Below are 19,133 nucleotides of genomic sequence, written 5' to 3'. Positions count from 1 at the left end.
TTATTCCAAATCGCTGGCTACTCAGAACTGAAAGTATAAAGCCCCGGGGAGTGATGGCGATGAGGCGCCGCCCCTCTACGAACTTAGGTGCGGGGATCAGGGCAGGCTGGATCATGCCTCTGTCTCACAAGATGCACCATTGGTTGAGTCGGTCTCGTCGTCGAGAAGTAGTTCATCCAAGGGAAGATCGGGGTCTTCGCCCAATTCATCCAGTAGGGCACTGAGCTCGGCCACAGCCGCGTTGAGCTTGCATAGAATCAAGCGAGCGACTAAAGCCGGCTCATCGGATTTGTTTTTTGTAGTTTCAGCAGTCTCGTCCTTGAGCCAGCTGACGTCGAGATTGTCGCCACGCTGGACAATCTGCTCACGAGTGAAGCGCCGCCAACGCCCAGCTTCTCCGGCGTCCACTCGTTTAGCCAGGGCTTCTGGACCACCTTGCGGATCATTGCCAAATAAATCTTCAAATTTATCTCGGGGTAAATCTGCGGGAGAGTTGTTCTGCGTACGAAAGTAGTCACGAGTAAGGGGGGTGCGTTTACCAAATTGCGGCATATTGGCGCGCATATCGTACACCCACAACTCCTTGGTGTTGTCCTTGTCGCTTTCTCCCCTGGTGAAGAAAAGAACATTGGTCTTCACCCCTGGAGCGTAGAAAATACCTGTGGGTAACCGCAAAATGGTGTGCAGATTGCATTTATCCATGAGGTCACGGCGAATTTCAGTGCCCACATTACTTTCAAATAGTACGTTATCAGGCAGCACCACTGCCGCTCTACCGCCAGGTTCAAGATCCTTATAAATATGCTGCAAAAAAGCGAACTGCTTATTGCTGGTCGGATAGGGAAGGTCAGTACGAGTGGGGTGGCCACCGCCTTTCTTGGTACCAAACGGGGGATTGGAAAAAATCAAAGTGGCGGGCGGCAACTTCATGTAATCGTCGCTCAGCGTATCACCATACGTGACACCGCCCTCAATACCATGCAACAGCATATTCATAAGCGCTAAGCGATGAGTATCTTGCACTAACTCCATGCCATGGAAAGTTTCTTTGCAATAGCGATTTAAAGACGCGTTGTCGAGACTTCCGAAATCGTTGTGTTGGCGCAAGTAGTTATTGGCGGCAATCAAAAAGCCACATGTGCCTGCAGCTGGATCTTGGATCACATCGCTCAGACTCGGTTTCATTACAGCCACGATGCTGTCAATCAAGCATCGAGGTGTGAAGTACTGACCCGCACCACTTTTCTTTTCCGTAGCGTTCCGTTCCAACAAGTCTTCGTACAAGTCACCCAGATCATCGCGTTGCACGCTGTACCAGTCGAGCGCATCAATGTCTTGTACCAGTTTGCTAAGCGTAGCCGGCTTGGTAACGAAGGTATTAGCGTTGGCGTAGATCTGTTGCACCGCGCCTCGCCCATGCAGACTGTAATCCAGCAATATTTCCTTGTAGATATCCAAGCGTTCGGAAGGCGCGGCGCTCAGCAGATCATCCCAGCGTGTACCGCGCATTTCTTCTACAGGGGCGCCCCTCTTGGGGCGCTTCCAGACCTTGAGCTGCTCCTCTTGCCCAGTCTCCTTCATCATTTTAAGGAATAGGAGATAGGTTAGCTCACTCAGGTATTGGTGGTAGGTGACGCCATCATCGCGCAGCACATGGCAGAGCGACCAGAGCGTGGCACCAATGTCTTGGGCTGCTTGGGAATTGGTAGACATATAGAGGAAAATTCAAGACCTTCAGAGGACGGCTTCTGAGAGTTCACCCGCGACACTCATGACAGAAAATCATATCACACGACGGCTCAGCTCGTACCAACACTTAGGCCAGAAGGTTCGGTAGTTATTACGAATAAAGTAGTCAACGAAAAGCATCGGATGCCTGCTATAGGCCTGAGCGGTGTAACCATGTCAACGGTCAGCTGAAGGAATCGAAAGCAGCACAAAAGGGATGTCTCCTGTGGAAATCCAGATCTGTTCGCTAGACGAATGGGCGTACATTTCACACGGCGCACAATCAGTGCCTGGGTTTTCCCACCCTAGGGAGAAAGCGGTTCGTGGTGAATGGCTGCAATTGGCTGAAAACTAATGGTATCACACCCATTATTGACACAAAGCCTCTGAGTAAACCCACTTAGGGTTGAACCAGCGACATCCTGTGCTGTAACACGAACCACACCTGTAACACGGTATGCTCACGAGCCTAGGTTGCGGCGTTACAAACTATATCACCTTATAATTCAATAGTTTGCGGGCATAAGTAACACACGTAACACATGTAACACGACTTTTGGAGACCCGATCCCCGCCCCCCTATATCGCTCATGCCACCAGCGATTAAATCCTATGCAATTACTCTATGCCCAAGATTACGTCAGCACTTCACTAGACATCGCAGGGCCCCTGGGGTGTCGGTTCTACACAGGGGCAAGTAACCCGCCGGATCGTGTTAGCGGAAGGGCAGCCAGCTCAGTGAACAGGTGAACCTGGTGAACTCCAGTTCACCTGTGCATATGCCCTACCCTTTTCAGCCATCTGCGAGTACCGTTACCAATACGGTAACGATGCCCTTTTTTCTTCAAGATCCTTTCAATTTCAACATTGAAATTTCAGTAAGCTGGTGTGGCTGCCGCTACCACGATCCCGCGGGTTTCATGCCCCGTGTGAAGCTAAAGCTCTCAGGGTCCCCAGCGTGATTTCCTCTCATCGAAAGGCGGAGCCCGCCAAATTCGCTTGGTAGGCTCGAGCGCAACGCGCCTGCCCACAACACCCGGATGCTGACTTTAGCGTTACACGCAGGGGCAGCGTTACATCGGGGGTACGCTATGTCGCTCAACTGTGTAACAGGCATGAAAGCCAATGAAACCGGGCGTTTGGTGAAGGGCGTTACACTCGTAACACCGGTTACACCAGTTTTGGAGGGGGGCTGGATATGTGCTCTCATGCTGCCTTTCCAAATTGGCCCTACACCACATTGTTGGTGGCCTCTAGGGTGGGTAATTGCACTCAACCTGACCACCCATTCGCATTGCGCTTGCCCACTCATTTGCATTCGACTTGGCAAGTCGTTCGCATCGGATTTGACCAGAACACTGGCTGGCCCTGATTGGCAGAAGTCGACCCTGAGCAGACATTCAAGAGCTGACGTCAAGGGGAAAGCTACTCAGCACCTCATAGGTCAACCCAGCCTCAAAATATGACGCTCTCCACTCAAGAAACCCTTCTTCTGGCTCGCACAACAAGAGAACAGTGGATCCAGCCTCCCCCATTAAAATCCTTTCCACCACAGCGATATCTCCAGGAGCCGCCTCCCGAGAGTTCAACCAGTCCGTGAGTACCACCGCTGCTCGGTCAATAGTGATCAGCTTTATGATACTGCCTTTGGAAAGTGCCATGCCGTCTCGCCTTAACTTGTGCAGGTATGTGGTTTGTAAAGCTATTTGAAGATTTAAGGAAGGTCTGCTTTTGGCCGTTTGTTGCCGACCAAGGCCACTCAGTGTGCTGGTCAGATCCGATGCAAACGACTGGTCAAGTCGAATGCCTGGATACCCTGGATGAAAATGCAGGATTCATCACACTTGCGCTCGCCTCACTGGCGGCAGAAGGTCGAACGAAGAAGTAACTACTCAGCTGCATGGCAATACATCAGCCACCATTGGGTGTTGCTTTACCCTACGGGGACACTTCGAAAAAGAGGCCAGAAGGAAGCGCCGTGTATGCCCATGTGTATGCCTAACCGAAGCAACACCAAGCATACCCAATAAATACGAGCCTCTTACCGCCCAGTTCAAACGACGCCGGGCACCAGATATGAATGAAAAAGCCCCAGGTCAAAAGACCTGGGGCTTTTTTGTGTGTGCCAATTCAACGCTTCCGCAACGCCTCCAACCTCCCCGGCAAATCCTCCCCGGGAAAGCGCTTATGCAGCGCCAGCAGCTTCTCATCAGCCGCCTTGCTCGCTCCCGCCTCACGCAACTTCACGATCGCCTGCAACTCCTGCTCCAAAGACGGCAATGCAACCGGCGCGGCCTTGCTGAGCTTTGCCGCTGGCGGAGCCGCCAGTGAATCTGCGGTTTCAGCCTGAGCTGGCGCACTTTCAAGCCTGGGTGCCGCAGCCATTCGGGCCATTGGCGCGGGGGCGGAGAAGGCTTGGGGCGTTGGCTGGGCGGCTTCTTGGTGGTGCAGGGCGGAGAATGTCGCGGTGGAGATTTCGGGCTGCGGCACGGGGGAGCGTGTGAGCACGCCGATCATCAGCGCTAAACCTGCGACGGTGGCGAATGCCATTTGCCAGCGTGGGCGTTGGCAGGCGTGCAGCCAGCGTTGCCACAGGTTGAGTTGTGGCGCCGGGGCTTCGCGGCGGGCGGTGTTGAGGATGAAGGCGTCGAGGGACGCGGGGGGTTCGCCGGTGCTGTGTTGACGGTAGTGCTGGAGCAGTTCGTCGTCTGGGGTGGGTCGAATGTCAGTCATACAGTTACCTCCTCCGCCAACAAGCGCCGCAATTTCTGCAGGGCGTAGCGCAGGCGGCTTTTTACGGTTTCCAGCGGGGCGCCGGTGAGGGCGGCGATTTGGGGGACTTCGAGTTCGCCGTGCAGGCGCAGCAGGAAGACTTCGCGCTGGTCTTCGGGCAGGTCTTGCACGGCGGCGTCGAGGCGCGCCTGGTCGCGGCTCAGGCTCAGGTGTTGCTCGGGGCCGGCGCTGTGGTCGGCCTGGGCGTGCAGCTGCTCGTCGTAGCTGTCGTGCAACGGGTTGTGGATGCCGTGCTTGCGCCAGTGGTCGATCAGGCGGTTGCGTGCGATCTGGAACAACCACGTACGAAAACTCGCCCGGCCCTGTGGCTGGGTGGTGCTGCGGATCAGGCTGAGCCAGGTGTCCTGGTAGATTTCCTCGGCCAGTTCGGGTTTGTTGCACAGGGCCAGGAGGAAGCGGTACAGGCTTTGGCGGTGCTGGGCGTACAAGGCTTCGAAAGCAGCGGCGTCGCCGGTGCGGTAGCGGGCCAGCAGCGATTCGTCGCTGGGTGGATCGTCTGGGACGGCCATGTGCTGGGGTGAACTCCTTTTTGTCAGCCGAAGCAGGATTGACTGTGGGAGGGGGCTTGCTCCCGATGCGGTGGGTCAGATAGCACATTTGGTGCTGATGTACCGCTATCGGGGGCAAGCCCCCTCCCACATTTGGACAGTGTAGGATTTGAGATCAGCGTTTCAGGCTTTGGGCCAGTTCCACTAGCTGTACGAACTCGTTGCGCAGGCCGAACGGGTCGTCGCCGCGTGCAGAGCGGGCCAGGTTGGCGGTGTCCTGCAAACTCATGTTGCCAGTGTAGCGGCCATCGCCCTTGAGCTGTTGGGCGAAGGCGGCTACGGCGGCGCTGAAACGCAGGTCGTCGCTGGGCTTGGTGGATGCTTTACCGACGGCCCGTTCGATCAATTGGCTATCACCGCCCACCGCAGGTTTGTAGCGTACGCGCACCGTCGCCAGTTCGGCCGAGGTGTTTTCAGCCGCAGGCGCTCTGGCATAGCGCAACGGCTCCAACCAGCCCTTCTCGCCCTTCGGTACGATTTCGTACAGCGCGGTCAGCGTGTGCCCTGCGCCGATTTCGCCGGCATCGACCTTGTCGTTATTAAAATCCTCACGTTTCAAGGCGCGGTTTTCATAGCCGAGCAGGCGGTATTCGCTGACTTGTGCCGGGTTGAATTCCACTTGCAGTTTCACGTCCCGTGCCACCACCGCCAGCGTTGAGCTGAGCTGGTCTACCAACACCTTGCGGGCTTCGCGCAGGTTGTCGATGTAGGCGTAGTTGCCATCACCGGCATCGGCCAGTTGCTCCATCAGGTGCTCGTTGTAGTTGCCCACACCGAAGCCGAGGGTGGTCAGCGAAACGCCGCTTTTGCGCTGGTCGACGGCCATTTGCTTGAGGCTGTCGAAGTCGCTGATGCCCACGTTGAAGTCACCGTCGGTGGCGAGCAGGATGCGGTTGATGCCCTTGTCGATAAAGCCTTCGCGGGCCAGTTGGTAGGCCAGTTCGATGCCGGACGCGCCAGCGGTGGATCCACCGGCAGTGAGTTGGTCGATGGCGTTGCGGATGGTGGTTTTGTCACGCCCGGAAGTCGGTTTGAGCACCACGCGGGATTCGCCAGCGTAGACCACCAATGACACGCGGTCCTGATCACGCAATTGATCCACCAGCAATTTCAGCGTGCTTTTCACTAACGGCAAACCTTCGCGACGGTCCATGGAGCCGGACACATCCACCAGAAACACCAGGTTGGCCGGCGGCAGGTCCGCCACGGCGCGGTCGGACGCTTTGATGCCGATGCGCAGCAGTTTAGTCCGTGGGTTCCACGGCGTGGCGGCGACTTCGGTCGTAACGCCAAAGGGTGAGCCATCGGTAGGCAACGCGTAGTCGTAGGGGAAGTAATTGACCATTTCCTCCAATCGCACAGCGCCTTCGGGCGGCAGGCTGCCTTGGTTGAGGAAGCGTCTGACGTTGGCGTAGCTGCCGGTGTCGACATCCACGCTGAAGGTGGAGACCGGGGTTTCGGCGACGCGATGAACCGGGTTGTCGGGCAGGTTGGCGTATTGCTCGCGGGGTTCGCTGCGGTAGTCCATGGTCGCCGTCTCGCGCATTTGCATCGGTGCAGGCATGGCCATGCGCTTGACCAATGCGCCCTGGGCCGGCGCACGCTGAAGTTCGGCGGCGGGCTCAGCCGGTTTCGCCAGGTCAGGCGAGGACGACAGCCCGCATCCGGCCAGCGCCACCAGCAGGGTAAGGGTGAAGCCTTGGGCAGCAGGACGCAGGGAAAGCAGAGGGCGGGACATGGGCTGAACCTCGTGAGTGAATAGTCCGTTCACAAGGTCAGACGCGGGGAATGTGGGGTCCGGGTTAACATTCTCGATTTAGATAACGCCAGAAATCAGTGTGGGAGGGGGCTTGCTCCCGATGGCGGTGGGTCAGCCACCAGATGCAGTGGCTGACACTAAGCTATCGGGGGCAAGCCCCCTCCCACATTTGATCTTCATTGTCTGAAGAAAAGGGTTACTTCAGTCCGTGCCGTATTTCGGGTTGCGCGGGCCGTAGAGGATGCCGGTGCGCTGCCCGGCCGAGAGCAACCGGGCGCTGGTGATACCGGCAATCGGGTGCGCCGCATCGGTGGAGCTGTTGATCACTTGCTTGACCGCCGCTGTAATCAACATTCCCACCAGGCCACCGCTGTTATTGTTGCCCTCCTCGCTCGACGCACGCGCCGTGCCGGTCCACAGGGTGGTGCCGGTGCGCAGGTCCACCAGTTTGGCCGAGGCGGTCACGGAGGTGTCGCTGGAGATCAGCATGTACTTGGTGCCGTACTCGCTGACGGTGATGTACAGCGCGGCGTCTGCACCAAAGATGTCATGCAGCTTGGCCGGCAGTACGGCCTGGATATCGTTGGCGGTGGTCAGGCCGTTCTGGCGGAAGGTTTCGTCCACCAGGGCGATCGGCAGCACGTAGTAGCCGGCTTCGGCCAACGGGTAGGTGACTTGCGACACCAGGCTGTAGGACGCCTGCACTTCCGGTGACTCGTTGATCGGCGGCAATACCAGGATCGACTTGGGCCGCGCCTGTTTGTAGGCTGAGTAATCAAACGTCTTGGGCGCCGCGCAACCGCCGAGCAAAGCCAGGGCCAGCAAGGCGCCGGTGAGTTTTAACAGGCTCATTTGGTGGCGACTCCGGTCTTGGCGTTTTTCAGCAAAAAGTCCATGTAGGCGGCCGACTCAGGGAACAGCGCCTTCTCGGTACGAAACTCCTGCACCATCTGGTCGTCCTTGCCCATGTTCATGTACAGCATGCCCAGGTGCGCGTGGTAACCCGGCGGCGCCTTGCGGCCGGTGGCGTTGATTTTTTGCAGGTCGCGCTCCAGTGCCTCGACCTGCGCTTCCTTGGGCTCACCCTTGAAGTATTCGTAAACCTGCGGCTGGTAGCTTTCCCATTGATACAGGGGTTGGGGCGCCGTCTGGCACCCGGTTACCGTCGCGATTGCTGCCAGCGTCAGCGCCAACTTCACTGCCTTGCTCATCCGTGTACTGCTCCTTGAGGTGTTGCTGATCAGTTACGTGGGTTCCAGGCGCCGGCATTGATGCCGTCCACCAGGCGGTTGATCGCTTCGCGCATGGCCAGGTCCAGCACCTTGCCATTGAGGGTGGAGTCGTAGCTGGCGGTGCCGCCGAAGCCGATCACTTCACGGTTGGAGAGCGCGTACTCACCGGCGCCCTGGGTGGAATACACCACTTCGGAGGTGTTGATGTTGACGATATTCAACGCGACTTTGGCGTAGGCCACTTGGGTCTTGCCACGGCCGAGGATGCCGAACAGCTGGCGGTCGCCGGTTTCCTTGCGGCCGAACTCGGTCACATCGCCGGTCACCACGTAATCAGCGCCCTTGAGCTTCTGCACGGTGCCTTTGATTTTGGCTTCCTGGGAGATTTCGCCCATGTTGTCGCGGTCCAGCACGCTGAAGCGGTTGGTCTGCTGCAAGTGGGTGATAAGGATGGTCTTGGCCTGGCCACCGAGGCGGTCGACGCCGTCGGAAAAGATACCGCGCATGTAGCTGGAGCGGTTGTCGAACTTGCCCACGGCAATCGGCACGCGCACGCCGGAATAGGCCACGCTGGCGCTGGCGACTTGCTCCACCGGCATCGCGCGGTTGCTCTCGGTGGCGCAACCGGCCACGGTCAACAGCGCCACGGCGGTGAGGCCCGACAGCAGGATTTTGGACAGTGTCTTCACGTGTTGCTCCTAAAGTGAGATATCGGCAGAGCGCAGGGCTGCGGCCATTTTCGGGGAGGGAAACACGAGCGTCTGTATTCATCCCTGAACCTGTCGTGCCGCAACGGCTGCGGCATTTTACGGGGTTGAGAGCGGTTCTCAAGGTGTTTTGAATAAACGCAGGGTTAAGTGATGAATGGGGCTGCTGAGGGAGGGAAACCGGATCGGCCTAAAGTTCTGAGCCGACGTGCCGAGACCCTGACCTGGTTCATTCATTAATAGGGATATTGCGTGTTGAAAATCCTCTTGCGGGCAGCCGCCCTCGTTGCCGCGCTGTCGATGACGGGCTGTGTGTCCTACACCGTCACCGGCCCTATCGGCGCCCCGTTACACCCGGCTTCTGTCAGCAGCCCGCGCAGCGCGCAAATCGCTGATGTGACGGTGAACGCCGCCGACGTCAACGACGCCAACAAAACCGCGATCAGCCGTTCGTTGACGTTGCAGCTTAACCAGTACGTGCGCGCGGCCGGTTACTTCAAGCAGGTTACCGAGTACCCAGTGCGCCTGGGTGAGCAGGATGTTTCGCTCAAGTTCAACATGACGTCGCTCAAGGGTCATCGCGGCGTACACCCGGGCTATGTACCCGGCGCCTTGCTGACGTTGACGATCTGGATCTGGGTCAACGGCCCGATCTACGTCGACACGTTCGATCTGGCCGGCGACCTGGTGATCGTCGACCGCGACGGCAAGGAACTGGCCAGCAGCAAACAAGAGGTCAAGTTCGAGCGCAACGTGGGCCTGTACGGTCGCGAATACTGGGCCCCGACCATGGGCGCCAAACAACTGAACGAACTCGTCGCGCAACTGCTCGACACCGCCACCGCCAAACTGGCCAAACCGTAACCGCAAGGAGCATCACATGAAAGGATTGATCAAGCACAGCCTGGTACTCGCGGCCGTCTTGCTGACGGGCTGCGTGTCTTACTCGCAACACGAACTGCCACCGGTACAAACCTGGCCACCGACCGCCAACGCGCCCGCACAAAAACCTACGGCGTACGTGCGCACCACCGGGCTGAACCAAGTCAACGGCGGCCCCGCCAACGCCGCTGCCGGCGCACCCGCCGCCCTGTGGGAAAAAGCCGTGGCGGATGGGTTCCGCCAGTCCAACCGCTTCGCACGGGTGAGCACCGACAAGGTTGACTCGGACATCTACGCTGACGCCACCCTGTACAACAACGAACAGTTCAGCATGGCCTCGGCGATCATCACCGGCGTGACGTTCTTCATCATCCCGTCCACAGCCAAGAACACCTTCACCCTGGAAACCGTGTTCAAGGACAAAGACGGCAAGGAATTGGGCCGCGTCAAGAAGAGCGAGTCGGTACGCACCTGGATGCACCTGGTGCTGATCGTGGGCATCCCGTTCCAGGCAGACACCCGGGAAGTGGTAGAGGCGTTGACGCGCAGCACGCTGGATGAGGCGGTACAGCGCAAGTTGTTCTGACGGATTCACACAAATCCAAATGTGGGAGGGGGCTTGCTCCCGATGGCGGTGAGTCAGTCAACACGACATTGACTGGACCACCGCTATCGGGGGCAAGCCCTAATGCCAGTCAGTTAAGGCTTTTTGTAGGAGCGAGCTTGCTCGCGAAGAACTCAAGGCCCCCTCGTTCATCCAGAATGAACGCGTTGTCTGGGCGTTTTTCGCGAGCAAGCTCGCTCCTACAGTGAAGCCCTTTCGCTTAACTGACTGGCATTAGGGCAAGCCCCCTCCCACAGGGGATTAGCGGCAGGCTCTACGTACGCGGGTTGAGGCTGTACAGCGCAAGTTGTTCTGATGGATTCACACAAATCCAAATGTGGGAGGGGGCTTGCTCCCGATGGCGGTGAGTCAGTTAACACATCATTGACTGGGCCACCGCTATCGGGAGCAAGCCCCCTCCCACATTTATGTTGAGGTGTTGCTTAGAACGCGTAGCGTGCCTTGAGCATGACGCCGTCAGCATCGAAACCGCTGCGTGCCTGGCGGGTGTAGCTGGCGCCGACGCTAAAGTCCGAGACCTGGTAATTCACGCCCACACTGGCTTCATAGCTGTCACGCGCCACCGACGCGCCGGTCACGGTAAACGGCGAACCACCCGCCACGAAGCTGGAGGTTTGCGCGACGCGATCACCCATCAGGTCGTGATAGGCCATCAACGTGGCTTCCGGTTGCAGCGTGCCGGCGCTCAACGGCAGGTTGGCCGCCAGACGCACACCAGCACCCAACTCGCCCACTTCATAACGCTGCGAAGCCGTGCTCAACGCCGCCGACGAACCTTTCTCGGTAAAACCATCCATGCGCACGTTGGCATACCGCGCCGCTACACGTGGCTCGATCACCACCGCCTGGGACGGCTTGAAGCTGTAGCCGCCGATCACGCTGGCCGCCAACACATTGCTGTCGTAGCTGCCCTTGGCCGTGGTGCCCGCGACGTGGCGCTTGCTGTCGTTCTCGTTATGGCCGTAGCTGAGGCTGCCATCCACGAACCAGTTCTGCAGCGCCCAGTTGCCGTACAGCGACAGCGCGTGGCCCTCGACGTCAGTCTTGTTGCCCAGGTCCGAATGGATATTCGAGTTGAGGTAGCTGTACGCCACGCCCAGGGTGGTGGTGTCGTTCACACGACCGTCCACGCCCACCGCCATACCGCTGCTGTTGGCCGAGTAACCGTTGTTGCCGCCACGGCCGTCCTGGTCCATGTTGCTGCTCAGGCCCTGCACCCACACACCGCCGACCTGGTGGCTTTCGCGCTGGTCGGTGAGGCGATTGAAGATCGCGCCGTTGACCACAGTTTGCCCCGACAGCGCCACATCGAGGGCGCCACGGTTGACGTCCGGCGTGAGTTGGCCGGCGAGCTGCGCCAGTTGCTGTGCTGTCCCGGCGTTCGCCAGGCTCTGGAACACCGGGTCGTTTTGGTTGAGCTGGCCGAGCACATCGTTTTTCAACACGTTGACGGCGGTCGCAGCCGACGCACCCGCGCTGGCACCCGCCAGCTCCTGCTGCACCTGCTGATCGCTTTTCACCGCCACCACGGCCTTGACCGTCTGCGCATCGGCCGAGTAGCTGAGCACGTTCAGCAACGACGACGCACTGGCCACGGCCACGCCGTTGTTCTGCACGTTGGTGGCTTGCAGCAGGGTGTATTGCGTGCCGGCTTTAGGCGCGGCGAAGTCGCCCGGGTTGGCGCTGACGGTCAGCTTGGAGGCCTGGGCCAGATTGGCCGTGCCGTTGACGGTGAGATACGGCGTGGTCGGCACCACGCTGTCGGCCAGGTGCATATCAATGCCCGCGCCGCTGGCCACATTCAGATTGCCGGTGATGGCGGTGCCAGGTGCGGACAGGTTCAGCGAGCCCGAATTGATCGAAACAGGCGCGATGATACGGCTACCGGTGAAACCCGCCTGGCCATCGACGTTGACGGCGGTGAGGTTGAGCAAGTCGCCGGTGATTTTGCCACCGGTCCAGTTCAGGCTGGCGAGGTTATTGGCATCGACGGCGATACCGCTGTTGCTGCGGATTTCGCCGGCTTGCTGGTTGATTTCAAAGGTCGCGACCTGCTCGGCCGCATCCACCTGGATCGCGGTGCCGTCGGCTGTGATGAGGCCACGGTTGACGATACCACGCGCACCTGCGGCACTGTTTTGCGCAAAGCTGGCGCCGGACAGGTCGAAGGCATTGGCCGACGCGCCCTTGGCTTCGATGGTGCCGGTGTTGAGGATGTAATCAAAGGTGCCCGCGTAAAACGTCAGGCCCTTGGCTTCATTGCCGTTGGCGGAAATCAGGCCACTGTTTTCGATGCGCAGGGGGTTGGTAGCGGTCTCAACTTCCATACCCCAGGCGCCATTACCTGTGGCGATAATCGAGCCCGAGTTGAGCAGCTTGCCGCCGATGGTGGTCGGCGTGCCGCTGTTGACGTCGAGGACCAGGCCGATCGCTTCCGGGCCGGCCATATCAATCACGCCAGTGTTGGAAACGTCACCGGCAACCGTGGTGCCGTGCAGGTAAATACCCTCACCACCGCCCAGGTAGCCGGGAAAGGGCTCGGCGCTCACCGGCGGCGTGGAACGGATGGTGCCGGAGTTGATAACGCTGCCGCCAATGGTGGTAGCGCCGATTTCAAGCCCTTCATAGGCGCCATGGGTCATCAGGATATTGCCCGCCTGAACCACATCCCCAGTGATTGTGCCGGGGTTCAGACCGGAAGGACCAGACCAGAACATCGGGTCGATGGCGATGGCGCGAATGGTTTTGCCCTGTGAGTCCAGCGTGATGTCTGCGCGGTTGATCAGCGAGCCTTGAATGTTGGTGTTCACAAATCCGAGACCGGCGGGGTCAGTGGTGCCGGAATTGACCACCTCGGAAAACTTGCCGGTAATGGTTACCGGCTCGTTAAACGTCTCATTGGCCCAAATATTCTTGCCCTGACCCAGGTCGAACTCTACTGCCAGCACCTGGGTGCTGATCGCGCCAACCATGATTGCCAACAGACTTTTCTGGAACTGCTTGCGCTTCATTTCAAACTCCATGAACTACAGGTCAAAACCGCCAAGAGGCCCGGCGGCAGTAGGTGTGCTTTGGGAAAGGATCAATCGATCCGAATGAGTCCCCCGGGGCCGCCCTTCTGAATCCCAGGCGCGGGCACGCGCACCGTGGGCGGTGGCAGACAGGGGCCGTAAGGGGAATAGGGCTCACATCAATCCTTAATGTCATTTGAAAACGCTGCAGTCCATGCAGCCCGACCGATTGCGGGTGGGCGGGGTAAAGACACTGGGATAAACAAAATGTTCAAAGCTATAAGCGGCACGCCCCAACACCGCCCACCCTGTAGGAGCGAGCTTGCTCGCGAAAATCGTCAACGATAACGCGAGCAACCAGAAAAACGCCGCATAGACGTTGTTACACCACCGTCAGACTTACTTGAGCTCCTTCACCAGATACTGCGCAGATATCTGCGTAATCCCGGTCAACGCCCGGCGCAAGGCCTCAGGATCGGTGCGATAAGTCAGCGGCGTGTAGCCATAAACGTTCTGGCCATTGAATGGCGTAACCGTTTCAAAGGTGCGCCAGATCATCTCATCGCCGCGATTCATCTGCGCCACCACGCTAATGGTGGGGTAAATCACGCTGCTGAACCCCTGGGTCAGGCGAAAACCCCACTCGGACACGGTCAACTGGATCTGCGCATCGGCCGGTTCATCGTCGCCGACCACCTTGAGCGTCGAGGTCTTGCCCAGTGCATCGACAAAGCCCTGCTTGAGCAACACACCCACGTCGATTTTTTCCGCTTCGATCAGCGTCAGAATCGCCATCGACGTCGGCATCTCTGCCAACTGCCCAAGCTTCATGCCGCCAGCCAAACCGGCGCCGCTCAACGCCGCGGTACCCACCTTGGACGCACCGCTGGCCATGCCAACACCCGCGCCAACCCCGGCCCCGAGTGCCGCGCCCCAGGCTTGTTCGCGACCGAAGTACACCATGTTCTTTTCCCACTTCACGGGCAGGACTTTTACCGTCTTGATCTGCGCGCGGTTTTCGGGGGTGAGGGGGTGGCTGACGCAACCGCCGAGGATGAGGGTGGTGATGAGGATTAGGAGGAGGTTTTTCACATCAGTCCTTTAATGTTTTATTCAAGTTGAAGTCGTCATGTGACTTGCCGACCCGCTTCAAGAATCCAGAAGCGAACTCAGCATCCACTTTTAATAAAAGCTCCAAAACATCATAAATCTTCCATCGGTGAAGCTCAGGATGCGCGCTAATAGCCAACAAATGCTCACGCAACGCTGGAATGAAATCCCTGAACTCTTCGCGCTTGACCAACCAAAACATATCAGCGATTTCAAAAGGGCGGTCATTCGACAGATGGATGATTTTCACCATTGGTTCATAGATGTCAGCCCGTGCTTTTTCGCTCTCACCTGCATCTGCCAGTCTGCAGAAGTAACCCACTAACGACCTCAGCACGAACTTGAAGGTCTCGTCGTGGCCGTGCAATCGATGTGAGTCAAACCCTCCGAATGCCTGGAAGTGGTCAACGATATGAACCGTATAGCTCAATCCTTCTTGTACGCCCCAACTCGTCAACAAACGCGCGGCCAACAGCCGCACACCCTCATCGGGATGAGTCCTGAGCAACTCGGTCACGCCCGCTATTCGACGGTCGGGGATATCTTCCGGGTCCAGATCTGTAGCGTCCACAGCATAATCGGCATGCTGGGGGACAAAATGCAGCAGTTCATTTAGCTTATCGTCCACTTTTTATCCTCAAGCAGCGCAGGACTTCCCGTCGTCAAAATATCGGCAAGGCTGCGTACCTTGGTCAAGTTGCCGGTTTGAATCACGATAGTCTTGGCAAACATGTCGCCCAGGCGGGTTCTGGACTCCAGAAAAATCCACACCCAGTCGACAATCAACAGCGCCCCGGCATTACAGGTAAACGACTGGGAAACGCTGCAGCCCTTGCGGCTATTACGGTTCACCGTCGCAATACTCAGCAAACGCTTGCCCAGGCTTTGACCGCTGGACAGCGCGTCGGCGAACAAGATGATTCGGGCCAGCAGGCGGCGGCCGATGCTAGCCAGAACGGTCGGCTGTTTAGTGGGGGAATTTGCGTCCATACGGTGTTACTCCGGCTTATGTCGCGTGTCAGTCAAACATGATTGAAGAATACTGGGTGAGCCACAAGCAAACCCAGTGTTCAGGGCAGAGGACAGGGACAATGGGCGAACTCAGAGCCCGCCCGTTTCAAGCCTTTTTAACTTACTTGCTTTCTTTGGCAATGGTGCCCAGGGACGCATCCTTGACCAGATAACGGCCTTCTAGATCGCTAAGCACTTTGAGGCTGTTGCGCGCCACAGCGAAGCCCATTTCGACTTCCTGCTTGAGGTAAACCACCTCACCCGCCTTGACGTCGATCGGCATGTCCGCCCAGTTCTCAGCCTTGGAGCTGATCACATGCTTGCCCGGCGTCACGAAAAAATAGATGTACTGGTTACCACGGTTGTAACCCATCTCCGAGTTGGCTTCCTTGTCATCCAGGAACACGTTGAACCGAACCATCATCCCGACGTTGCTAGGGCGCACGACATAGACCAGGCCTTTATCGGCCACGGCGGCCTTGGGCAATGAGTAGTTCGCCACGTCAGCCTGCATCTTCTCTACCGACGGCGTGGAGGAACAGCCAAACAGAGTGGCCAGCGACAGAACGACAGCGGCTTTGCAGAACAACTTGATCATGTACTTCTTCCTTGTGGTTAACGGTGGAGCGGTTGCGAGAGCGCCGATGATGGCGGGGCCTCAGTTTTGATGCGTTGGGTCATCGCCAATGTGTCGGCAAGGGTTGGCATGGCATGAGGGCTGGTGCCACTGCTGTGATGCCTTGCGCGGTTTTGGGCGAGGGGCTTATAGTCCGGCCGTCGCTCAAAAAGCGACCGGGTTTGGCGACCCGAAAACCGAGCCCTCAATAATCTAGAGAGCTTAATGATGAATCAATACATGCCCCTAACCGGCCACGACTGCACCGTCCCCGCCCTGATTATCGACACCCAGGCACCCCTCGACGTCCTTCACGACGCCGCCGTGCACCGTATTCGGGCCGTCACCCAACTGCTGGAAAACCTAGCCTTCCGCGAACAACTCAGCAGCGATGCCGTAGTGCTTTCAGACTTCGCCCATTTGCTGGCCATTCCGCTGCGCGATGGGTGTGATTTGCTGGATGTCATCAGTCGCAGGCTGAATGCTGAGCTGTCTTGAGTGAAAATCGGGCGACCGTAGTGTCGCCCGCTTTGGTGCGCTAAAAATAGAAACAAAGGGGACTGATTTACTTAATAGGCTTTAACTGACATCACGAATTAAAATAAATCTGCCCCCTTTTTGCTTCCTACTTCCTCTAATCATTCAACATAAAGAACTTACATCTCTAAAATTCAAAAATTCTTGAAAGCAAGAAATGACGACACCTATATCTCTTGTGATGAAACTCGCCGGATAACAATCGCTAAGAATCTCAACCGGACTTGTTCCAGCCGACGTATTACTAAGAGTACGTACAGCGTGCTCCCCATCATCCAGATATTGATTTAGCATTAAAAAATAATTTCCAGAATCAGCGTAGAGATTGATTTCGTAAGGCCCATATTCAGGCGCCGGGGAAATAGAAAAAGATGCGACGCCATCGAATTTACTATATGTGTTTAGAATGGCTTTTACATCTTCCATGGTCGGTTGATGAACCATAGGGACTTGCAATCTACCGTGCTCAGGGCTAAGTGTATACCCTCCAATCATCAACCATTTTTTCTCCTTAGTAGACTCCATACCTAGCCTCAGCAATAGTTTTTCCACGCGTACAACGCTGCCAGCATAGCTTTCTATACACCGCACTTACTTATACTAAAAATCGATTAAAACCTTTTCGATACACGCATCACTATTCATTGTCGAGCGTCCTTTTCTGCTGCCATGACTTTCCTACCGCTGCTAATGGGAAAGTTCGCGAGTAAGATGGGTGAATTTAAATTGGCTTTTCAACAGCTACCTAAAATTCGAATAAATCCGTTTTTCTCCCCGTTCTTTTTCTAATATATTTTTACACTATCCTGCAGGAACCGCATCGATATCGAACTCACCTCGCTCGTCAATTTCTGAGTCCGCTCTCAACACCTCAAAATCGCAGCGCCCCAAATTCAGATAGACATTTATCGCATATAACCCACTGGAAGATGGCCTCATAAATTCGACCTGAAGAGAATAGTCGCCTTCAGCCATCTCTAGAGAAATCGAATCCGAAATACTACCAATCTCAATATTTCTATCTCTCACCGCGAAGGGTACTTTAAAGGCCCGAACCACGTCTGCGCTTATAGCTGGTACATGTTCATTAATGAAAAAAATAGTTATATGCCCCCCTTCGTCTACCAGTGATCTAAATGAGGCACTCCCCAATCTCCACGCGAATCCTTGCGCACAACTACGATCGCTCCAATCGTTATACGGCTGATCAAGCGAACTCAAAAATACGCAAAATTGCGAATAAGATAAATATATACTTTCTTTAAACGTAGCCATCAGCCCACCACTTTGATTCTGGCTCTCTCCCCATGCACTACCTATACATGCGCCAGTCCCTATTAGCCTCCGGGACTTCGGGTCTAACACTCGCTCCGGCCCCACTTTCTTAAAATAAAGGGAAAAGATTTATTTATTTGGCTTTTTTACTGCCACCTCGAACCCGAATAAATCTGTCCCGCTTCTCCGTTCTTACCCATTCAGACGACGATGATGCCACCAGAATCCAAATAAATCGAGTAAGACTCATAACCATCTGAAACGTCCGACTCGATGGTAATTTTCGCTCCCGTGCTAAATGTTATTTGTAGTGCATCAGTTTCGACTTTCTCAACAGACTCAACGTCCATTAATAAAAAATCTAATAAGGGTGAACTGGTAGACGAGTCGTTAAATTCGCGCTGACCCACAATGTCGTGAATTTGATATTTCAACCCGGCTTCTACACAGAATGAAACTTTATAAGGCGACACACCAGCGAATGTCTGCGGTCTTGAAAAGTCAAACCTCGTGACACGCACTCCAAAACAAACCATTTCCAAATAACAATCAGAAAGCAGCGAAAAGTCAAAACCATCTGGCGAAGTCCTCATACATCCCTCTAAAGCGCTCAGCGACGAAAGGGCGATAGAGATCAAGAAGAAACCAATATGATAAAGGGGCTATGTTTATCTAATACGTTTTTCAGTTCATATTAAATAAATCCGCCCTCTTTCCTCTACCGTCATGATCTCATTTCCGCTGCCATGACGTTCCTACCGACAAAGAACATCATCACGTCAGCCCTTGACTTTTCTCTGCCCATTTAACTTATTCTATAGAAACTTCGTATAAGGCGTCCGGAGGGGCCTGCGCACGTTCAAAATCTGACAAAACGACATCAACAATACTAAAAACATCAATTTTTTTAATTACTTCTATTTGGCTACTTTCTGAAATTGAAAATACAAGTTTTTTACATTCACAAATTGCAATGATCTTAAAAATCGCCGCCAATAAAATTTTAACTCTTTCTACCGGATCACCAGGAAACCCAATATCCGAATACAGCGGATCATACTGATTATAGTCAGTCAAATACGTAGCATTGGGATACCCGGGCCTATCCCCAATTAAAAACACAAAAGTTTCTTCGCTTGGCAACAACTGTGGCGGATAATTAAATAGCTCCGCGCTGCTAATTTTAAATATCCCCAGATCGCTTTCGGAAATATATTTATCCAACGCTACCCAAGCGTCTGGGCTGGGCGGCGGAAAAACATATCCACATACATCATTCGACATGCTGATACCTATTTA

The 19,133-nt window shown here is 55.9% G+C and carries 20 protein-coding genes; 3 read left to right on the top strand and 17 right to left on the bottom strand.

The window, feature by feature from the left end:
- Nucleotides 1-111 precede the first annotated feature (111 nt).
- The 8 genes from C4J86_RS01020 to C4J86_RS00980 form a co-directional block, all read right to left on the bottom strand.
- Complete coding sequence (locus C4J86_RS01020; protein ID WP_124369163.1) at nucleotides 112-1,713, bottom strand: N-6 DNA methylase; 1,602 nt, start codon at nucleotides 1,711-1,713, stop codon at nucleotides 112-114.
- A 1,415-nt stretch (nucleotides 1,714-3,128) separates the two neighbouring features.
- Nucleotides 3,129-3,389, bottom strand: a complete 261-nt coding sequence (locus C4J86_RS01015; protein ID WP_124369162.1) for a hypothetical protein — start codon at nucleotides 3,387-3,389, stop codon at nucleotides 3,129-3,131.
- A 469-nt stretch (nucleotides 3,390-3,858) separates the two neighbouring features.
- Entirely contained in the window at nucleotides 3,859-4,461 is a 603-nt protein-coding gene (locus C4J86_RS01005) for a hypothetical protein (protein WP_124369160.1), read from the bottom strand.
- On the bottom strand, nucleotides 4,458-5,030 hold the full coding sequence (locus C4J86_RS01000) for an RNA polymerase sigma factor (protein ID WP_124369159.1): 573 nt from the start codon (nucleotides 5,028-5,030) through the stop codon (nucleotides 4,458-4,460). Before C4J86_RS01000 ends, C4J86_RS01005 begins: the two co-directional genes overlap by 4 nt.
- 154 nt (nucleotides 5,031-5,184) lie before the next feature.
- Nucleotides 5,185-6,807 carry a VWA domain-containing protein gene (locus tag C4J86_RS00995; protein ID WP_124369158.1) on the bottom strand — a complete coding sequence of 541 codons (1,623 nt, stop codon included), beginning with the start codon at nucleotides 6,805-6,807 and terminating at the stop codon, nucleotides 5,185-5,187.
- 222 nt (nucleotides 6,808-7,029) lie between these two features.
- The gene (locus tag C4J86_RS00990) at nucleotides 7,030-7,680 is read right to left on the bottom strand and encodes a DUF799 domain-containing protein (RefSeq protein ID WP_124365367.1); all 651 of its coding nucleotides are present in this window, start codon (nucleotides 7,678-7,680) and stop codon (nucleotides 7,030-7,032) included.
- Nucleotides 7,677-8,039: a DUF4810 domain-containing protein gene (locus tag C4J86_RS00985; protein WP_124365366.1), complete on the bottom strand. Its 363-nt coding sequence runs from the start codon at nucleotides 8,037-8,039 to the stop codon at nucleotides 7,677-7,679. The genes C4J86_RS00990 and C4J86_RS00985 overlap by 4 nt, the downstream gene beginning before the upstream one ends.
- A 29-nt stretch (nucleotides 8,040-8,068) precedes the next feature.
- On the bottom strand, nucleotides 8,069-8,749 hold the full coding sequence (locus tag C4J86_RS00980; protein WP_124360727.1) for a CsgG/HfaB family protein: 681 nt from the start codon (nucleotides 8,747-8,749) through the stop codon (nucleotides 8,069-8,071).
- Between the two features lie 270 nt (nucleotides 8,750-9,019).
- Here C4J86_RS00980 and C4J86_RS00975 point away from each other — a divergent pair, with 270 nt between their 5' ends.
- Together C4J86_RS00975 and C4J86_RS00970 are read left to right on the top strand one after the other, a co-directional pair.
- Nucleotides 9,020-9,631, top strand: a complete 612-nt coding sequence (locus C4J86_RS00975) for a hypothetical protein (RefSeq protein ID WP_124365365.1) — start codon at nucleotides 9,020-9,022, stop codon at nucleotides 9,629-9,631.
- A gap of 16 nt (nucleotides 9,632-9,647) precedes the next feature.
- Entirely contained in the window at nucleotides 9,648-10,235 is a 588-nt protein-coding gene (locus C4J86_RS00970; RefSeq protein WP_124369157.1) for a hypothetical protein, read from the top strand.
- Between the two features lie 461 nt (nucleotides 10,236-10,696).
- Here C4J86_RS00970 and C4J86_RS00965 read toward each other — a convergent pair whose 3' ends face one another.
- The 5 genes from C4J86_RS00965 to C4J86_RS00945 form a co-directional block, all read right to left on the bottom strand.
- A complete protein-coding gene (locus tag C4J86_RS00965; protein WP_124369156.1) occupies nucleotides 10,697-13,285 on the bottom strand; it encodes an autotransporter outer membrane beta-barrel domain-containing protein in 2,589 nt (862 codons plus the stop codon).
- Between the two features lie 399 nt (nucleotides 13,286-13,684).
- Nucleotides 13,685-14,377, bottom strand: a complete 693-nt coding sequence (locus C4J86_RS00960) for a hypothetical protein (protein WP_124369155.1) — start codon at nucleotides 14,375-14,377, stop codon at nucleotides 13,685-13,687.
- Nucleotide 14,378: 1 nt separating this feature from the next.
- Nucleotides 14,379-15,023, bottom strand: a complete 645-nt coding sequence (locus tag C4J86_RS00955; RefSeq protein WP_124369154.1) for a hypothetical protein — start codon at nucleotides 15,021-15,023, stop codon at nucleotides 14,379-14,381.
- Nucleotides 15,008-15,385: a hypothetical protein gene (locus tag C4J86_RS00950; protein ID WP_124369153.1), complete on the bottom strand. Its 378-nt coding sequence runs from the start codon at nucleotides 15,383-15,385 to the stop codon at nucleotides 15,008-15,010. The genes C4J86_RS00955 and C4J86_RS00950 overlap by 16 nt, the downstream gene beginning before the upstream one ends.
- A 142-nt stretch (nucleotides 15,386-15,527) precedes the next feature.
- Nucleotides 15,528-15,920, bottom strand: a complete 393-nt coding sequence (locus C4J86_RS00945) for a DUF2846 domain-containing protein (RefSeq protein WP_177412762.1) — start codon at nucleotides 15,918-15,920, stop codon at nucleotides 15,528-15,530.
- A gap of 342 nt (nucleotides 15,921-16,262) precedes the next feature.
- On the opposite strand from C4J86_RS00945, the gene C4J86_RS00940 reads away from it, so the two are divergent.
- Nucleotides 16,263-16,520 carry a hypothetical protein gene (locus C4J86_RS00940; protein WP_124372368.1) on the top strand — a complete coding sequence of 86 codons (258 nt, stop codon included), beginning with the start codon at nucleotides 16,263-16,265 and terminating at the stop codon, nucleotides 16,518-16,520.
- A 144-nt stretch (nucleotides 16,521-16,664) separates the two neighbouring features.
- Here the strand turns inward: C4J86_RS00940 and C4J86_RS00935 are convergent, their stop codons facing one another.
- The 4 genes from C4J86_RS00935 to C4J86_RS00920 all read right to left on the bottom strand — a co-directional run bounded on the left by C4J86_RS00935 (nucleotide 16,665) and on the right by C4J86_RS00920 (nucleotide 19,118).
- Nucleotides 16,665-17,111 carry a hypothetical protein gene (locus tag C4J86_RS00935; protein ID WP_124369151.1) on the bottom strand — a complete coding sequence of 149 codons (447 nt, stop codon included), beginning with the start codon at nucleotides 17,109-17,111 and terminating at the stop codon, nucleotides 16,665-16,667.
- Between the two features lie 249 nt (nucleotides 17,112-17,360).
- A complete protein-coding gene (gene comJ / locus C4J86_RS00930; RefSeq protein WP_124369150.1) occupies nucleotides 17,361-17,834 on the bottom strand; it encodes a competence protein ComJ in 474 nt (157 codons plus the stop codon).
- Between the two features lie 200 nt (nucleotides 17,835-18,034).
- Nucleotides 18,035-18,472: a hypothetical protein gene (locus tag C4J86_RS00925; protein ID WP_124369149.1), complete on the bottom strand. Its 438-nt coding sequence runs from the start codon at nucleotides 18,470-18,472 to the stop codon at nucleotides 18,035-18,037.
- Nucleotides 18,473-18,644: 172 nt separating this feature from the next.
- A complete protein-coding gene (locus C4J86_RS00920) occupies nucleotides 18,645-19,118 on the bottom strand; it encodes a hypothetical protein (RefSeq protein ID WP_124369148.1) in 474 nt (157 codons plus the stop codon).
- Nucleotides 19,119-19,133 lie beyond the last annotated feature (15 nt).

Source organism: Pseudomonas sp. R2-7-07 (assembly GCF_003852355.1).
Lineage (GTDB): Bacteria > Pseudomonadota > Gammaproteobacteria > Pseudomonadales > Pseudomonadaceae > Aquipseudomonas.
The sequence above is the reverse complement of the archived record's forward strand: the minus strand, read 5'-3'. Positions and strand labels throughout refer to the sequence as shown.